The sequence below is a fragment of the Nocardioides sp. genome (assembly GCF_004803405.1).
Lineage (GTDB): Bacteria > Actinomycetota > Actinomycetes > Propionibacteriales > Nocardioidaceae > Nocardioides > Nocardioides vastitatis.
The window spans coordinates 20,612-36,679 of sequence record NZ_SSXI01000257.1; the positions used below are offsets into that span (position 1 = coordinate 20,612).

A 16,068-nucleotide genomic window follows, 5' to 3' on the forward strand; every position below is an offset into this window, starting at 1 on the left:
AGCAGCGCTCCTCCCTACGGCGGCAGGCGGGCAGCGATGCGAGACGATGACGCCCATGACATCGAGGCGCCGCCGGCTGGTCGCTGCCATCGCCCTCGTCGGTGCCGTCGCGCTCGGTGCCACCGGCTGCGGATCGGCCTCGCCCCCGAGCCCGCCGACCGGGGTGGACGGCCTGGTGATCCCGACTCCGGGGCCCGACCCGGCGGACTTCGTGCCGACCGTGGACAACCCGTGGTTTCCGCTCGTCCCCGGCACGCGGTGGCGCTACGACGCCGACGTCGCCACCCCGGCGCCCACCCTCACTGCGGTGGTCGAGCCTGGCCCGGAGGTCGCCGGTGTGCAGACCACGACCCTGCACCGCACCGCGGCCGACGGTGTGGAGACCCGCGACCACTTCGCCCAGGACCGTGACGGCAACGTGTGGTGGTTCGGCCGTGCCGGCAAGTGGCAGGCGGGCGAGGACGGCGCGCAGGCCGGGCTCGCGATGCCGGCCGACCCGCGCTACGGCGACGGGTTCCGCCGGGGGGCCGCGCCTGGGCTGGACGCCTACGCGGCGGTGGTGGAGGTCGACGCCGAGGTCACGGTCCCGCTCGAGAGCTACCGGCCCGTCGTCGTACTCGAGGTGACGGAGGGTGCGGTGACCTCCCGCGAGTCCTATGCACGCGGCATCGGCCTCGTCCAGACAGACGAAGCGGGGCTCGTCGCGCACGACGAACCCCGCTAGTCGAACTACGCCACGCGACTACTGCGGTGGGCGGACCACCGTCTGGTCGCCGGCCGGGGGCGCCCAGCCGCCCTGCGGTGGGGCCTGGGGATCCGCGGCCGGGGGCGGCGGCTGCTGCGCGGGGATCCACTGCTGCGCGGCGGGATCCCACTGCCAGCCGTCCTGGATGATCGGCTGCTCCTGCTGCGGCTGGCCGAAGCCGCCGCCCTGCTGCTGGTTCCACTGCTGCTCGAACGGGTTCGGCCGCGCGCCGCCACCGAAGCCCGAGCCGGGCACCGGGTCCGCGCCGCGTCCGAAGGCGAGCGGGTAGACGAGGCCGGCGAGCGCACCGCCGATGGTCGGCGCGATGAGGAACGGCCAGACCTGGATGATCCAGTCGCCGCCACTGAACAGCGCGGGGCCGAGCGATCGGGCCGGGTTGACCGAGGTTCCGGTCAGCGGGATCAGCATGAAGTGGATGACGGCAAGGGTGACGCCGATCGCGAGCGGTGCCATGACCACGTTGACCGCGTTGCGCTCGTCGGTGACGGCGAGGATCACCAGCACGAACAGGAAGGTCATGATCAGCTCGACCAGGAGCGCGGCCCACACGGCGTAGTCGAAGGGGCCCTCGCTGAAGCCGTTGGCGCCCAGGGGTGTGCTGGAGTCGAACGCCTCGAAGCCGTCGAGGCCGAGGGCGAGGATCATCAGCACGAACGCGGCGACGATGCCACCGACGAACTGGGCGCCGATGAACGCCCCGGCGTCCTTCCACGACACCCGGCCGCCGATGGCGGCTCCGATCGAGACCGCTGGGTTGAAGTGGCCGCCCGAGATGCGGCCCACGGCGTAGGCCATCAGGGTGACCGTCAGGCCGAAGGCGAGGCCGGTGGCCACGATGTCGGCGCCCGTCATCACCGCGACGCCGCAGCCGAAGAGCACCAGGACGAAGGTGCCGAGGAACTCGGCGAGCAGCTTCTGCGCAAGAGGTGGGGGGGCGGTGTCGGCCGCGGTGTCGGCCGTCGCTACGTCAGTCATGTCAGTCATCTCCTCGGTTCGGCTCCCGAAAGACCAGCCGGGTGTCATCCCGACTCTAGCCATTGGCACCGGCGTGGCGGGGATGCGAGGCTGGCACGGGCCGCGGGTGCGCGGCCCCCAGCCGTCCGATATCTTGACGTCAAGCAATCTGAACGTCCCGGAACCTAGTGGCCCAGGAGTGTCGCCCGAACATGTCGAGCATCATCTACACCCACACCGACGAGGCGCCGCTGCTGGCGACGTACTCCTTCCTCCCGATCGTCGAGGCGTACGCCGCCAAGGCCGGCGTGTCCGTCGAGACCCGCGACATCTCGGTCGCGGCGCGGATCCTGGCGCAGTTCGGGCTGGCCGACGATGCGCTCGGCGAGCTCGGCGAGCTGGCCACCAAGCCCGAGGCCAACATCATCAAGCTGCCGAACATCTCCGCGTCGATCCCGCAGCTCAAGGCCGCGATCAAGGAGCTGCAGGCACAGGGATTCGACATCCCCGACTACCCGGAGAGCCCGGACAACGCGGAAGAGCAGGCGATCCGGGCCACGTACGACAAGGTCAAGGGCTCGGCCGTCAACCCGGTCCTCCGGGAGGGCAACTCCGACCGCCGCGCGCCGCTGGCGGTCAAGAACTACGCGAAGACCCACCCGCACCGGATGGGCACGTGGAGCCCCGACTCCAAGACCAACGTCGCCACCATGGGGCACGACGACTTCCGCTCCAACGAGAAGTCCGTGGTCATTCCCGCCGACGACACCCTTCGCATCGAGCTGGTCGGCGAGGACGGCACGGTGACCGTGCTCAAGGACGCGCTCCCGGTGCTGGCGGGCGAGGTCGTCGACGCGACGTTCATGGACGTCGCCGCCCTGCAGGAGTTCCTCGCTGGGGCCATCGAGCGGGCGAAGTCCGAGGACGTGCTGTTCTCGGTGCACCTCAAGGCCACGATGATGAAGGTGTCCGACCCGATCATCTTCGGCCACGTCGTGACGACCTTCTTCAAGCCCGTCTTCGAGAAGTACGGCGACCGGCTGGCCGCAGCGGACCTCTCGCCCAACGACGGGCTGGGCGGCATCCTCTCCGGGCTCGACAAGGTGGACGGCGGCGACGAGATCAGGGCCGCCATCGACGCTGCGCTCGCCGAAGGCCCCAAGATGGCCATGGTCGACTCCGACAAGGGCATCACGAACCTGCACGTCCCCTCCGACGTGATCGTCGACGCCTCGATGCCGGCGATGATCCGCATCGGCGGCCACATGTGGGGTCCCGACGGTGAGGAGGCCGACACCCTCGCGGTGATCCCCGACTCCTCCTACGCCGGGATCTACCAGACCGTGATCGACGACTGCCGTGCCAACGGCGCGTTCGACCCCGCCACCATGGGCTCGGTCCCCAACGTCGGCCTGATGGCGAAGGCGGCCGAGGAGTACGGCTCCCACGACAAGACCTTCGAGGTTCCCACCGCGGGCACGGTCCGAGTGGTCAACGCGGCCGGCGACACGCTGCTCGAGCACCAGGTCGGTGCCGGTGACATCTGGCGTGCCTGCCAGACGAAGGACGCCTCGATCCGCGACTGGGTCAAGCTCGCGGTCACTCGTGCCCGCGCGACCGGCGTCCCCGCCGTGTTCTGGCTGGACGAGACCCGCGCCCACGACGCGAACCTGATCGCGAAGGTGCGCGAGTACCTGCAGGAGCACGACACCGACGGCCTGACCATCGAGATCATGCCGCCGGCGGAGGCCTGCGCGTACTCGCTCCAGCGGATCCGCAAGGGCGAGGACACCATCTCGGTCACCGGCAACGTGCTGCGCGACTACAACACCGACCTGTTCCCCATCCTCGAGCTCGGCACGTCCGCCAAGATGCTCTCGATCGTCCCGCTGATGAACGGCGGCGGTCTCTTCGAGACCGGTGCCGGCGGGTCCGCGCCCAAGCACGTGCAGCAGCTCGTGCAGGAGAACTACCTGCGCTGGGACAGCCTCGGTGAGTTCTTCGCCCTCGCTGCGTCGTTCGACCACCTCTCCGACACGTTCGGCAACCCCGGTGCGAAGGTCCTCGCCGAGACACTGGACAAGGCGACCGAGACGTTCCTCAACGAGGACCGCTCCCCGGGCCGCAAGCTCGGGACGATCGACAACCGCGGCTCGCACTTCTACCTCGCGCTCTACTGGGCCGAGGAGCTTGCCGGGCAGACCGACAACGCCGAGCTCGCCGAGACGTTCCGGCCGCTCGCGGAGTCCCTGCGCGCCAACGAGCAGAAGATCGTGGACGAGCTGATCGCCGTCCAGGGCTCGCCGGTCGACATCGGGGGCTACTTCCGCCCCGACGCCGAGAAGGCGGCCGCTGTGATGCGCCCGAGCACGACGCTCAACGAGGCGCTCGCCGCCCTCTGAGCTCGACGCCCTGGTGGGCCGGCGCGCGCCAGCACCTCGGCCGCGCGCCGGCCACCTCGGAATAGAACCCGGCGGCGTCGCGTTGCCGCCCCACGTGACCCTGACGCCGACGACGATCGACGACCGCGTCGTGGTGTCCCACGCTCGCCCGGTGCTGGCGATCCTCGCGCTGGCACTCGGCGGGTTCACCATCGGCACCACCGAGTTCATGACCATGGGCGTGCTGCCCGAGGTCGCCGAGGGCGTCGACGTCTCCGTGCCGACCGCGGGGCACGTGATCTCCGCCTATGCGGTCGGGGTGGTGGTCGGCGTGCCGATCCTCGCCTTCTTCGGTGCGGCGATGCCGCGGCGCGGGATGCTCGTCGGGCTGATGGGCGCCTACGCCCTGTTCAACCTGCTCAGCGCGGTCGCGCCCAACTACGAGATCCTGACCCTGGCCCGGTTCCTCGACGGTCTTCCGCACGGTGCCTACTTCGGCGTGGCGAGCCTGGTCGCTGCCAGTCTGGTCACGCCCGAGCGGCGGGGACGGGCGGTCGCCAGCGTGATGCTCGGGCTGTCCGTGGCCAACGTCGTCGGCGTGCCCCTGGCCACCTTCCTCGGTCAGCAGGTCGGCTGGCGGGCGACGTACGTCCTCGGTGGCGCTCTCGCCCTGGTCACGGTGGCGATGGTGCTGGCGGCGGTCCCCTCGGTCCCCGGGGACGATGGGGCGAGCGGCCGCAAGGAGGCGCGCGAGTTCTTCGGCAGCCTGCAGGTCTGGCTGACCATGGCCGTCGGTGCGATCGGCTTCGGCGGCATGTTCGCGGTGTACTCCTACATCGCCAAGACCGTGACCGAGGTCGGCGACCTCGCGCGCGGCACGGTGCCTGTGTTCGTGCTCGCACTCGGACTCGGCATGGTCGTCGGAACCTGGGTCGCCGGCGAGCTCGCGGCGTGGTCGGTCGTCCGCAGCCTCGTACTCTCGGGCGTGATCGGCGTCGCGCTGATGCTGGTCTACTACGTCGCGGCACCCGGCGGCTGGCTGTTGCTGCCGGTGGCATTCCTCGTCACCGCGACCGGATCGGTGCTCGTGGTCAACCTGCAGCTACGCCTGATGGACGTGGCCGGCGGCGCGGTGACGCTCGGGGCCGCGATGAACCACGCCGCGCTCAACATCGCCAACGCGCTCGGTGCCTGGCTCGGCGGCGTCGTGATCGCAGCCGGCTACGGCTACCGCGCACCGGCTCTGGTCGGCGCCGCACTCAGCACACTCGGCGTGCTGCTCCTGCTGTGGTCTGCCCTCCTGCACCGCCGGACCGGCGCGGCCGAACCCGCGTGAACCCGGATACCCGTTCCGGTCCGGCGCGGCCGGCCTGAGAGAATCGTCGCCATGTCCGCCACCACCGAGGAGAACAAGGCGCCGGAGGCCCTGCCGAAGCCCGGACAGCCGTCTGCGCCCGAGGAGGCCGCCCGCCCACGCGTGCTCTCCGGCATCCAGCCGACGTCGGACTCCTTCCACTTCGGCAACTACCTCGGTGCGACCCGGCAGTGGGTGGACCTGCAGCGTGACCACCAGCCGTTCTTCTTCATTGCCGACCAGCACGCCATCACCGTCGAGCAGGACCCCAAGGTGCTGCGTGAGCGCACGCTGCGCGCGGCGGCCCAGCTCGTGGCGATGGGCATCGACCCCGAGCGCAGCGCGATCTTCCTGCAGAGCCACGTCCCGGCGCACGCGCAGCTCGGCTGGGTGCTCAGCTGCCTCACCGGCTTCGGCGAAGCGCGGCGGATGACGCAGTTCAAGGACAAGTCGCTCAAGCAGGGGGAGGGCGCTGCCAGCGTGGGCCTCTTCACCTACCCGATCCTCCAGGCGGCCGACATCCTGCTCTACCGACCGCACTACGTCCCGGTCGGTGAGGACCAGCGTCAGCACCTCGAGCTCACCCGTGACCTCGCGCAGCGCTTCAACAGCCGCTACAAGAAGACCTTCCGCCTGCCGGAGCCCTACATCCTGAAGGCGACGGCGAAGATCGCCGACCTCCAGGACCCGACGTCGAAGATGTCGAAGTCCGGTTCGGCCACGAGCGGCATCATCTTCCTGCTCGACGACCCGAAGGTGACGGCCAAGAAGATCCGCTCCGCGGTGACCGACTCGGGCACCGACATCCGGTACGACCCGGAGGAGAAGCCCGGCATCAGCAACCTGCTGTCGATCTACTCCGCGCTCACGGGCGACACGGTCGCCTCACTCGAGGAGCAGTACGCCGGCAGGATGTACGGCGACCTCAAGAAGGACCTCGCCGACGTGGTGGTCGACTTCGTGACTCCGTTCCGCGAGCGCACGCTGGAGCTGCTCGAGGACCAGGCCTACCTGATGCAGGTCCTGGCAAGGGGAGCGGCCGCCGCGGGGGCCATCGCCGAGGCGACGCTCAGGGACGTCTACCAACGGGTCGGCTTCGTGGCGCCGCCGGCCCTCCGGGCGGAAGCCTGATGTCGAGCCTCGCGCCGCACGGGCCCACACCGGGCGCCACCACGATCGGGGTCGCCATCGCGATCCCCGAGCCGTGGGCGACCGAGCTGCAGGAGTACCGGCTGGACATCGGTGACCCGACCGCGGTCGGCGTACCCACCCACATCACGCTCGTGCCGCCGACCGAGATCAGCCAGCCCCTCGCGGAGATCGAGGAGCACCTGGAGGCCGCCGCGGAGAGCCAGGAGCCGTTCCGCGTCCACCTGCGTGGAACCGGAACCTTCCGTCCCGTCTCGCCGGTGGTCTTCATCGGCCTGGCGGAGGGCATCTCGCAGTGCGAGCAGCTCGCGGACGCCGTACGCGAAGGCCCGCTGGCGGTGGACCTGCACTTCCCGTACCACCCGCACGTCACGGTCGCGCACCACATGTCCGACGAAGACCTCGACCGGGCCTTCGAGGAGCTGGCCACCTTCGAGTGTGTCTTCGACGTGACGAGCTTCCACCTCTACGTCCACCAGGGCCAGACGGGCTGGAAGACCACCCGCACCTTCGCGCTCGGGCGCTCACCCGCACGCGAGGGCGGACGGACACCGACGACACCGACGAGGCAGACCCGATGAAGTTCGAACGCAGGCACGCGATCCTGCTCCTCGCCGTGGCCGCATGGAACGTCGTCTCGTTCGGCAACTTCGCGCGGAACCTCTACTCCGCCTACGAGTCCGGCGAGGACCGCGCAACCGGGTACTGGGTCGCCCACACGATCCTGATCGTGGTGAACTTCGTGATCGCAGCGCTGCTGGGGTCGCTGGGATGGAAGGCGCTTCGCAGCACGAAGGGCTCGTCGGCGTAGGTCAGGGCGCCTTGCCGAGGAGGAAGTACGTCCTCATCGGGCCCTTGCCCTTCACCTGGATGACCCGAGGGGCGCTGAAGACGTAGCGGTGCTCGAGCAGCGTGTACGTCGACTCCGACACCTGGATCCGGTTGGGCAGCCCGTGCGACTCCATCCGGCTCGCTGTGTTGACGGTGTCGCCCCACAGGTCGTAGGCGAACTTCCGCTGGCCGATCACCCCGGCGACCACGGGGCCCGACGCGATCCCGATCCGCATCGCGATCGGGCTCGGCCAGTCGGCAGCGAGGCGGCTCGACGCGCGTTGCATGTCGAGCGCCAGCTCGGCCAGCGACTCGGCGTGGTGGTCGTCGCTGAGCGGCAGCCCCGCCACCGCCATGTACGCGTCGCCGACCGTCTTGATCTTCTCCACACCGCGCCGGTCGCAGAGCGCGTCGAACTCCGTGAACATGGTGTCCAGCAGCTGTACCAGCTCCTCGGCCTCCAGCATCTCCGCGACCGGTGTGAAGCCGACGATGTCGGAGAAGAGCACGCTCACGTCGGCGGCCGAGTCCGCGATCGCACCGCGCTCGGTGCGAAGGCGCAGCGCGATGGTGACGGGCAGGACGTTGTGCAGCAGCTCGTCGGACCTCTCGCGCTCACGCTCGACCTCCCGCTGCCGCAGGAAGTCGGTACGGCGAAGCCGCTCGAGCGCGTAGCCGACCACGAGCGCGATGGCTGCGAGTCCCGCGGTCGGGGCCAGGTCGGCGACGATGTCGGCCACCAGGGGCCGGAGGTTGGCCACGACGACGTGAACGGCCACGAAGACCGCGGTGACGGCGATGGTGGCGTGCATCCTCAGCCGCAACAGCCCGATGGCACCGAGCAACGTGACTGTCCCGGAGGTCCGCAGGTACACCTCGGGGTATGGAGCCGCCCACGCCAGGCCGACGCCGAGCAGAAGGATGATCAGAGAGACCAGGCCCACGATGACGGCCTGGAAGTGGCGCTCGACGGCGGCCCAGCGACCCACGCCCACCAGGATGACGAGCATGACCGGGACCAGGATCCCGAACCGGATGATGGCACTGTAGGCGCGGCCCTCGTCGACGACGAGCGGGTCGATCAGGCCGTACGCCGCGGTGAAGACGACCGCGACCCAGATCGCCGGCCGCGCCTCTCGCACTCCCTCGGCGTTGTCGTGCGCAACGAACGCCCGCTCCACGTCGGTGTCGTCGAACTGGAGCAGCCACGGGCGCATGTGCAGCTGGGCGTGCCGGTCCTGCAACCAGGAACGGATCAGCCTCACCCCCACGGGGGCATCGTGCCAGAGCCGCGGAGACAGCGACGCCGCACCGGCGAGGCCGGTGCGGCGTCGATCTGCGGAGCGCCTGGGCTCAGTGGCCTTGCTTGAGCGCCGTGCGGAGGTCCTTGTTCAGCTGCGAGATCACGTCGAGCGGGATCTCCTTCGGGCACGCCGCGGCGCACTCGCCGATGTTCGTGCAGCCGCCGAAGCCCTCGTGGTCGTGCTGGCCGACCATGTCGACGACGCGGCTGTAGCGCTCCGGCTGGCCCTGCGGCAGCTCGCCGAGGTGGGTGATCTTCGCGCCGACGAACAGGGACGCGGAGCCGTTCGGACACGCGGCGACGCAGGCGCCGCAGCCGATGCAGGTCGCGACGTTGAACGCGCGCATCGCCTTGTCGCGAGGCACGGGGACCGAGTTGGCCTCGGGAGCGGATCCGGTGTTGGCCGAGATGTACCCGCCGGACTGGATGATCCGGTCGAGCGCCCCGCGGTCCACCACCAGGTCCTTGATGACCGGGAACGCGCTCGCCCGCCACGGCTCGATGGTGATCGTGTCGCCGTCCTTGAAGGACCGCATGTGGAGCTGGCAGGTGGTGGTCACCTCGGGGCCGTGGGCCTCGCCGTTGATCATCAGCGAGCACATGCCGCAGATGCCCTCGCGGCAGTCGGAGTCGAACGCGATCGGCTCCTCGCCCCGGGCGTTGAGCTGCTCGTTCAGGACGTCGAGCATCTCGAGGAAGCTCATGTCCGAGGAGATGCCCTCGACCTGGTAGCTGTGGATCGAGCCCTTGTCGTCCGGGCCGGTCTGGCGCCAGATGTTCAGGGTCAGGTTCATGCCGTCGGTCACTTGTAGCTCCGCTGCTTCATCTCGATGGCCGTGTAGACGAGGTCTTCCTTGTGGAGGACCGGCGGCTCGTCTCCCTCGGTGAACTCCCAGGCGGCGACGTACGCGAACTCGTCGTCGTGCCGCAGTGCCTCGCCGTCCTCGGTCTGCGACTCGGCCCGGAAGTGGCCGCCGCAGGACTCGCGCCGGTTGAGGGCGTCGATGCACATCAGCTCGCCGAGCTCGAAGAAGTCGGCCACTCGGCCGGCCTTCTCGAGGCTCTGGTTGAGGGTGTCGGCCGCGCCGAGCACCTTCACATTGGTCCAGAAGTCGGCGCGAAGCTCTCGGATCATGTCGATCGCCTTGCGCAGGCCCTCGGCGGTCCGCTCCATGCCGCAGTACTCCCACATGATGTGGCCCAGCTCCTTGTGGTAGCTGTCGACCGAGCGGGTGCCGTTGATGGAGAGCAGCTTGGCAACGCGGTCCTCGACGGACTTCCGCGCCTCGACGACGGCCTCGTGGCTCTCGTCGATCTTCTCGAAGGGGCCTTCGGAGAGGTAGTCGCGGATCGTGTGGGGGAGCACGAAGTAACCGTCGGCCAGCCCCTGCATCAGCGCGGATGCGCCGAGGCGGTTGGCGCCGTGGTCGGAGAAGTTCGCCTCGCCGGTGACGAACAGGCCCGGGATCGTGGACTGGAGGTCGTAGTCGACCCACAGGCCGCCCATCACGTAGTGCACGGCGGGGTAGATCCGCATGGGGACCTGGTACGGGTTCTCTCCCGTGATCCGCTCGTACATGTCGAAGAGGTTGTCGTACTTCTCACGGACTGCGTCCTCACCGAGGCGCTTGATCGCGTCCGCGAAGTCGAGGTAGACGCCGCGGCGGAAGTCGCCGACCAGCGGGCCGACCCCGCGGCCCTCGTCGCAGACGTTCTTGGCCTGCCGGGAGGCGATGTCGCGGGGCACCAGGTTGCCGAAGGACGGGTAGATCCGCTCCAGGTAGTAGTCGCGGTCCTCCTCGGGGATGTCCCGCGGGTCCTTGGTGCAGTCCTCCTTCTTCTTGGGCACCCAGATCCGGCCGTCGTTCCGCAGCGACTCGCTCATCAAGGTGAGCTTCGACTGGTGCTCGCCGGAGACCGGGATGCAGGTGGGGTGGATCTGCGTGTAGCAGGGGTTCGCCATGTAGGCGCCCTTGCGGTGCGCGCGCCACGCGGCCGTGACGTTCGACCCCATCGCGTTGGTCGAGAGGTAGAAGACGTTGCCGTAGCCACCGGATGCGAGCACCACGACGTCGGCGAGGTGGGTCTCGATCTCACCGGTGACCATGTCGCGAGCGATGATCCCGCGGGCCCGGCCGTCGGCGACGATCACCTCGAGCATCTCGTGCCGCGTGAACTCCTCCACGGTGCCGGCCGCCACCTGGCGCTCCATGGCCTGGTAGGCGCCGATCAGCAGCTGCTGACCGGTCTGGCCGCGGGCGTAGAACGTACGGGAGACCTGGACGCCGCCGAAGGACCGGTTGTCGAGCAGGCCGCCGTACTCGCGGGCGAAGGGAACTCCCTGTGCCACGCACTGGTCGATGATGTTGACGCTGACCTCGGCCAGTCGGTAGACGTTCGACTCGCGCGACCGGTAGTCGCCGCCCTTGACCGTGTCGTAGAAGAGTCGGTGGACGGAGTCGCCGTCCTCCTTGTAGTTCTTCGCGGCGTTGATGCCGCCCTGGGCCGCGATCGAGTGGGCCCGCCGAGCGGAGTCCTGGTAGCAGAAGGACTTCACGTTGTACCCGGCCTCACCGAGGGTGGCCGCTGCGGCCCCACCGGCGAGGCCGGTGCCGACGATGATGATCGAGAGCTTGCGGCGGTTCGCGGGGTTGACCAGCCGGGCCTCGAACTTCCGGGTCTGCCAGCGGTCCGCGATCGGGCCGGCGGGGGCCTTCGCGTCCTGGATCGGGTCGCCGAGCGTGTAGTAGCCGGCGGCGTCGTCGTACTCGCCGGCGGTGGGCTCGTCGTGAGAGGTGTCGGAGGTCAGCGTGGTGTCCGGCATGTCGGTCATGGCAGGGGAAATCCTCTTCCTGGCGAGGTCAGTCGATGATGCCGGCGAGGACGGCGATCGGGACGAGCGAGAAGCCGCCCGCGATGACGATCGCGAGCGCGAGCGACAGCGTCTTGGCCCGGGCTCGGCTCTGCGCCGTACCGGTGATGCCCAGGGTCTGGCACGCGCTCCAGACGCCGTGATGCAGGTGGGCGCCGAGCATCGCCATGGCGGCGAGGTAGATCAGCGTCATCCACCACACGTCGAAGGTGTCGACGAGCAGGTTGTAGGGGTCGTCGGTCTCCCCGCCCTGCACGTTGACCTTGCCGATCGTGAAGTTGATCAGGTGCCAGACCAGGAAGATCAGGATCGTCAGGCCGCCGGTGCGCATCAGCCGACTGGCCGGGATCGCGCCGGTGTGCTTCTTGACCACGTACTTGATCGGCCGCGCCTTCTGCGCCCGACGCCACAGTGCGACCGCGGCCCACACGTGGACGACGAGGGCGACCAGCAGGCCGACCCGCATGATCCAGAGGAAGCCCTCGTGGGGAAGCATCGGCTCGCCGAGCTCGCGCAGGTGGTGCGCGTACTCGTTGAAGGCGTCGTGGCCGGCGAACGCCTTGAGATTGCCGTACATGTGTCCCAGCACGAAGCCGACGAACACGAGTCCGCTGACTGCCATCAGGAACTTCAGTGCGATCGACGTGCGGGACGCCCGCGCGCCCTCGATCAGGGTGGGATGCTTCGTCACAGGGTCTGCCACGGCCGGTCACGTTACCGCGCGCAGACCTCAGCCGCGCACCCGGCGCGATGTGACATATGCACGTAAGGCGACCCTTACTGACCTCGTCCCTCAGCATGACCCCTTTCACAAATCGCGGGGAGTCGGCAGACTCGGCGCTCGGACGGTCCTGACGGCGATCGAAAGGTTCGAGATGACGACTGGCGTGCAGGGTCCAAGCCGGGCGCAGATCGAGGAGAGGACCCTCCGGACCGACCGGTGGTGGCTCTCCCCGCTGCTGACGTTCATCGTGTTCAGCGTCTTCGTCGTCTACGCGACGATCCGGGCGTTCATGGGCTCGGACTACTACGCCTCGCCATACCTGTCGCCGTTCTACTCGCCCTGCCTGGGCGACTGCGTCTCCGGAGCCTCGGACTTCGGGCAGCCGTTCCAGTGGTGGCCGTTGTCGGCCGCGCTGCTGATCCTGATCTTCCCGCTCGGCTTCCGGCTGACCTGCTACTACTACCGGAAGGCCTACTACCGGGCGTTCTGGCTGTCGCCGCCCGCCTGCGCCGTGGCCGAGCCGCACGGCGGGTACTCCGGCGAGACCCGGTTCCCGCTGATCCTGCAGAACATCCACCGGTACTTCTGGTACGCCGCGGTGGTGGTGGCCCTGATCCTGACGTACGACGTGGTGCTGGCCTTCCGCGACGAGCACCACGAGTGGGGGCATATGGGCCTCGGCACGCTGCTGATGCTCGTCAACGTCGTGCTGATCTGGCTCTACACGCTGTCGTGCCACTCCTGCCGTCACATCGTCGGCGGCCGACTGCGCCACTTCTCCAAGCACCCGGTCCGCTACCGGCTGTGGACCTGGGTGTCGAAGCTGAACGGCCAGCACCCGCAGTACGCGTGGTACTCGCTGTTCTCGGTGGCCCTGGTCGACCTCTACATCTTCCTCCTGGCCAACGGCACGATCGACGACGTGAGGTTTTTCTAAATGACGGAGTCCACGCACGACAGGCATCCGATGACCGGCAACGAGATGTCGCCGTCGGCCGCAGGTGGCATCGAGCGGCACCAGTACGACGTCGTCGTGATCGGCGCGGGGGGCGCCGGGCTGCGGGCGGCGATCGCGGCCCAGGAGGCCGGGGCGCGGACCGCCATCGTCTGCAAGTCGCTGCTCGGCAAGGCGCACACGGTGATGGCCGAGGGTGGGATCGCCGCCGCGATGGGCAACCGCTGGCCCGAGGACAACTGGGAGGTGCACTTCCGCGACACCATGCGTGGCGGGAAGATGCTCAACAACTGGCGGATGGCCCAGCTGCACGCCCAGGAGGCGCCCGAGCGGGTGATGGAGCTCGAGGACTGGGGGGCCCTGTTCGACCGCACCGAGGACGGGCTGATCAGCCAGCGCGACTTCGGCGGCCACAAGTACGCCCGCCTCGCGCACGTCGGCGACCGCACCGGTCTGGAGATGATCCGGACACTGCAGCAGCGCGCGTTCCAGCTCGGCATCGACGTGTTCATGGAGTGCACGGTCACCGAGCTGCTGAAGGACGCGGACGGCAACGGCCGGATCGCGGGCGCGTTCGGCTACTGGCGCGAGACCGGGCGGTTCGTGGTCTTCGAGGCGCCCAGCGTCGTCCTCGCGACCGGCGGGATCGGCAAGTCGTTCAAGGTCACGTCGAACTCCTGGGAGTACACCGGCGACGGGCATGCGCTCGCGCTGCGTGCCGGGGCGAGCCTGATCAACATGGAGTTCGTCCAGTTCCACCCCACCGGCATGGTGTGGCCGCCGTCGGTCAAGGGGCTGCTGGTGACCGAGTCGGTGCGTGGTGACGGCGGCGTCCTGAAGAACGCCGAGGGCAAGCGGTTCATGTTCGACTACATCCCGGAGTACTTCAAGGCGGAGACCGCGGACACGGTGGAGGAGGCCGACCGCTGGTACGACGACAAGAAGAACAACCGCCGGCCCCCCGAGCTGCTGCCCCGCGACGAGGTCGCCCGCGCCATCAACTCCGAGATCAAGGCGGGCCGCGGGTCACCGCACGGCGGCATCTACCTCGACATCGCCTCGCGTCGTACGCCCGAGTTCATCCGCAAGCGGCTGCCGTCGATGTACCACCAGTTCAAGGAGCTGGCCGACGTCGACATCACTGCCGAGCCGATGGAGATCGGGCCGACCTGCCACTACGTGATGGGCGGTGTCGAGGTCGACCCCGACACCGAGCTGTCCGCCGTTCCCGGCCTCTATGCCGTCGGCGAGTGCTCGGGCGGCATGCACGGCTCCAACCGACTCGGCGGCAACAGCCTCTCGGACCTGCTGGTCTTCGGCCGGCGGGCCGGCGCGGCCGCGGCGTCGTACAGCGACGGCCTCGGCGGCAGCCGGCCGGCGATCGCGGAGCAGGACGTGAAGGCGGCCGAGCAGAGTGCCCTCGCGCCGTTCGAGGTCGAGGGCGGTGAGAACCCGTACACGATCCAGCAGGACCTGCAGCAGTCGATGAACGACCTGGTCGGGATCATCCGCGAGGGCGCCGAGCTGGAGCGGTCGCTGGCCGAGATCGAGGCCTTCAAGGAGCGCGCCAGCCGGATGAAGGTCGAGGGCCACCGGCAGTACAACCCCGGGTGGCACCTCTCGATCGACCTGCGCAACATGCTGATCGTCAGCGAGGCGATCGCGAAGGCGGCGCTGGCTCGAGAGGAGTCGCGAGGCGGTCACACGCGCAACGACTTCCCGGGTCCCGACCCGGTGTGGGGGAGCAAGAACCTGGTCGTCACGCTCAACGCCGACGGCACCGGTGTGGAGCTGACCGAGAAGCCGCTCCCGGAGATGCCGGACGAGCTCAAGAAGTACTTCGAGTGAGGGGCTGAGATGGGCTACGAGCTGAAGATGCGGGTGTGGCGGGGCGACCAGTCCGGAGGCGACCTCGGTGACTACACCGTCGAGGTCTCCGAAGGCGAGGTCGTGCTCGACGCGCTGCACCGACTCCAGGCCACCCAGGCCGGTGACCTCGCCGTCCGCTGGAACTGCAAGGCCGGCAAGTGCGGCTCCTGCAGCGCCGAGATCAACGGCAGGCCGCGCCTGCTGTGCATGACCCGTCTGTCCGACTTCGAGCCGACCGAGACCATCACGGTCACCCCGATGCGGTCCTTCCCGGTGATCCGCGACCTGGTCACCGACGTGTCCTACAACTACGAGAAGGCCCGTGAGCTGCCAGGGGTGGAGCTCGGCCCGCGCGACCCCGACGGCAAGCGCCGGATGATGCAGGTCGACGTCGAGCGCGGTCAGGAGTTCCGCAAGTGCATCGAGTGTTTCCTGTGCCAGAACACCTGCCACGTCGTGCGCGACCACGAGGACAACAAGCCCGCCTTCGCCGGTCCCCGCTTCTTCCTCCGGTACGCCGAGCTCGACATGCACCCCCTGGACACGCGTGATCGCCGGTCGGCCGCGCGGGAGACCGCAGGGCTCGGGATGTGCAACATCACCAAGTGCTGCACCGAGGTGTGCCCGGAGGGCATCAGGATCACCGACAACGCGATCATCCCGATGAAGGAGCGCATCGTGGACAGGAAGTACGACCCGCTGGTCTGGCTCGGGGCGAAGATCGGCCTGCGCAACAAGGACGACGACGGGCGTACCGAGGCCTGAGCGACCTCAGGCGACGATCGGGGCGGGCGCGGGGTAGTGGGTCGCGACGAGCTCGTCGACTGCCTCCACCCACCGGCGGCGCAGCGCGCGCTCCCGCCCGGCGGCACCGAGCAGATGGCGCTGCGGGTCGGCCGCCACGGCCGTG

Annotated in this window: 14 protein-coding genes; 9 read left to right on the forward strand and 5 right to left on the reverse strand. The window is 69.1% G+C overall.

Going from position 1 to position 16,068, the window contains the following annotated elements:
- The first annotated feature begins 55 nt into the window (after positions 1–55).
- Positions 56–724: a hypothetical protein gene (locus E7Z54_RS18570; RefSeq protein WP_136436215.1), complete on the forward strand. Its 669-nt coding sequence runs from the start codon at positions 56–58 to the stop codon at positions 722–724.
- Positions 725–742: 18 nt separating this feature from the next.
- Here E7Z54_RS18570 and E7Z54_RS18575 read toward each other — a convergent pair whose 3' ends face one another.
- Positions 743–1,741, reverse strand: a complete 999-nt coding sequence (locus E7Z54_RS18575; RefSeq protein ID WP_136436216.1) for an MIP family channel protein — start codon at positions 1,739–1,741, stop codon at positions 743–745.
- A gap of 191 nt (positions 1,742–1,932) precedes the next feature.
- On the opposite strand from E7Z54_RS18575, the gene E7Z54_RS18580 reads away from it, so the two are divergent.
- The 5 genes from E7Z54_RS18580 to E7Z54_RS18600 all read left to right on the forward strand — a co-directional run bounded on the left by E7Z54_RS18580 (position 1,933) and on the right by E7Z54_RS18600 (position 7,415).
- On the forward strand, positions 1,933–4,122 hold the full coding sequence (locus tag E7Z54_RS18580) for an NADP-dependent isocitrate dehydrogenase (protein ID WP_136436217.1): 2,190 nt from the start codon (positions 1,933–1,935) through the stop codon (positions 4,120–4,122).
- 94 nt (positions 4,123–4,216) lie between these two features.
- Positions 4,217–5,437, forward strand: a complete 1,221-nt coding sequence (locus E7Z54_RS18585) for an MFS transporter (protein ID WP_240769777.1) — start codon at positions 4,217–4,219, stop codon at positions 5,435–5,437.
- Positions 5,438–5,488: 51 nt separating this feature from the next.
- Positions 5,489–6,586, forward strand: a complete 1,098-nt coding sequence (trpS, locus tag E7Z54_RS18590; RefSeq protein WP_136436218.1) for a tryptophan--tRNA ligase — start codon at positions 5,489–5,491, stop codon at positions 6,584–6,586.
- Positions 6,586–7,185 carry a 2'-5' RNA ligase family protein gene (locus E7Z54_RS18595; protein WP_136436219.1) on the forward strand — a complete coding sequence of 200 codons (600 nt, stop codon included), beginning with the start codon at positions 6,586–6,588 and terminating at the stop codon, positions 7,183–7,185. The genes trpS and E7Z54_RS18595 overlap by 1 nt, the downstream gene beginning before the upstream one ends.
- Entirely contained in the window at positions 7,182–7,415 is a 234-nt protein-coding gene (locus tag E7Z54_RS18600) for an SCO4848 family membrane protein (RefSeq protein ID WP_136436220.1), read from the forward strand. The genes E7Z54_RS18595 and E7Z54_RS18600 overlap by 4 nt, the downstream gene beginning before the upstream one ends.
- Before the next feature lies 1 nt (position 7,416).
- Here the strand turns inward: E7Z54_RS18600 and E7Z54_RS18605 are convergent, their stop codons facing one another.
- From E7Z54_RS18605 to E7Z54_RS18620, 4 genes are all read right to left on the reverse strand, one after another.
- Entirely contained in the window at positions 7,417–8,706 is a 1,290-nt protein-coding gene (locus tag E7Z54_RS18605) for an adenylate/guanylate cyclase domain-containing protein (RefSeq protein ID WP_136436221.1), read from the reverse strand.
- An 82-nt stretch (positions 8,707–8,788) separates the two neighbouring features.
- Entirely contained in the window at positions 8,789–9,532 is a 744-nt protein-coding gene (locus E7Z54_RS18610; protein ID WP_136436226.1) for a succinate dehydrogenase/fumarate reductase iron-sulfur subunit, read from the reverse strand.
- Between the two features lie 8 nt (positions 9,533–9,540).
- A complete protein-coding gene (locus E7Z54_RS18615; RefSeq protein WP_136436227.1) occupies positions 9,541–11,562 on the reverse strand; it encodes a fumarate reductase/succinate dehydrogenase flavoprotein subunit in 2,022 nt (673 codons plus the stop codon).
- 37 nt (positions 11,563–11,599) lie between these two features.
- On the reverse strand, positions 11,600–12,313 hold the full coding sequence (locus tag E7Z54_RS18620; protein WP_240769778.1) for a succinate dehydrogenase cytochrome b subunit: 714 nt from the start codon (positions 12,311–12,313) through the stop codon (positions 11,600–11,602).
- Positions 12,314–12,485: 172 nt separating this feature from the next.
- Between E7Z54_RS18620 and E7Z54_RS18625 the strand changes: the two genes are divergently transcribed.
- The 3 genes from E7Z54_RS18625 to E7Z54_RS18635 are packed head-to-tail and all read left to right on the forward strand — an operon-like array spanning position 12,486 to position 15,923.
- Positions 12,486–13,271, forward strand: coding sequence for a hypothetical protein (locus E7Z54_RS18625; protein ID WP_136436222.1), 786 nt, complete (start codon positions 12,486–12,488; stop codon positions 13,269–13,271).
- Positions 13,272–15,137, forward strand: coding sequence for a fumarate reductase/succinate dehydrogenase flavoprotein subunit (locus E7Z54_RS18630; RefSeq protein ID WP_240769779.1), 1,866 nt, complete (start codon positions 13,272–13,274; stop codon positions 15,135–15,137).
- A gap of 9 nt (positions 15,138–15,146) precedes the next feature.
- The gene (locus tag E7Z54_RS18635) at positions 15,147–15,923 is read left to right on the forward strand and encodes a succinate dehydrogenase/fumarate reductase iron-sulfur subunit (protein ID WP_136436223.1); all 777 of its coding nucleotides are present in this window, start codon (positions 15,147–15,149) and stop codon (positions 15,921–15,923) included.
- Positions 15,924–16,068: the final 145 nt, after the last annotated feature.

What these genes read in the sequence shown, in the direction of transcription:
- E7Z54_RS18570 (WP_136436215.1), top strand. Translation starts at nt 56, where the DNA reads ATGACATCGAGGCGCCGCCGGCTGGTCGCTGCCATCGCCCTCGTCGGT.
- E7Z54_RS18575 (WP_136436216.1), bottom strand. Translation starts at nt 1,741, where the DNA reads ATGACTGACGTAGCGACGGCCGACACCGCGGCCGACACCGCCCCCCCA.
- E7Z54_RS18580 (WP_136436217.1), top strand. Translation starts at nt 1,933, where the DNA reads ATGTCGAGCATCATCTACACCCACACCGACGAGGCGCCGCTGCTGGCG.
- trpS (WP_136436218.1), top strand. Translation starts at nt 5,489, where the DNA reads ATGTCCGCCACCACCGAGGAGAACAAGGCGCCGGAGGCCCTGCCGAAG.
- E7Z54_RS18595 (WP_136436219.1), top strand. Translation starts at nt 6,586, where the DNA reads ATGTCGAGCCTCGCGCCGCACGGGCCCACACCGGGCGCCACCACGATC.
- E7Z54_RS18600 (WP_136436220.1), top strand. Translation starts at nt 7,182, where the DNA reads ATGAAGTTCGAACGCAGGCACGCGATCCTGCTCCTCGCCGTGGCCGCA.
- E7Z54_RS18610 (WP_136436226.1), bottom strand. Translation starts at nt 9,532, where the DNA reads ATGAACCTGACCCTGAACATCTGGCGCCAGACCGGCCCGGACGACAAG.
- E7Z54_RS18615 (WP_136436227.1), bottom strand. Translation starts at nt 11,562, where the DNA reads ATGCCGGACACCACGCTGACCTCCGACACCTCTCACGACGAGCCCACC.
- E7Z54_RS18625 (WP_136436222.1), top strand. Translation starts at nt 12,486, where the DNA reads ATGACGACTGGCGTGCAGGGTCCAAGCCGGGCGCAGATCGAGGAGAGG.
- E7Z54_RS18630 (WP_240769779.1), top strand. Translation starts at nt 13,272, where the DNA reads ATGACGGAGTCCACGCACGACAGGCATCCGATGACCGGCAACGAGATG.
- E7Z54_RS18635 (WP_136436223.1), top strand. Translation starts at nt 15,147, where the DNA reads ATGGGCTACGAGCTGAAGATGCGGGTGTGGCGGGGCGACCAGTCCGGA.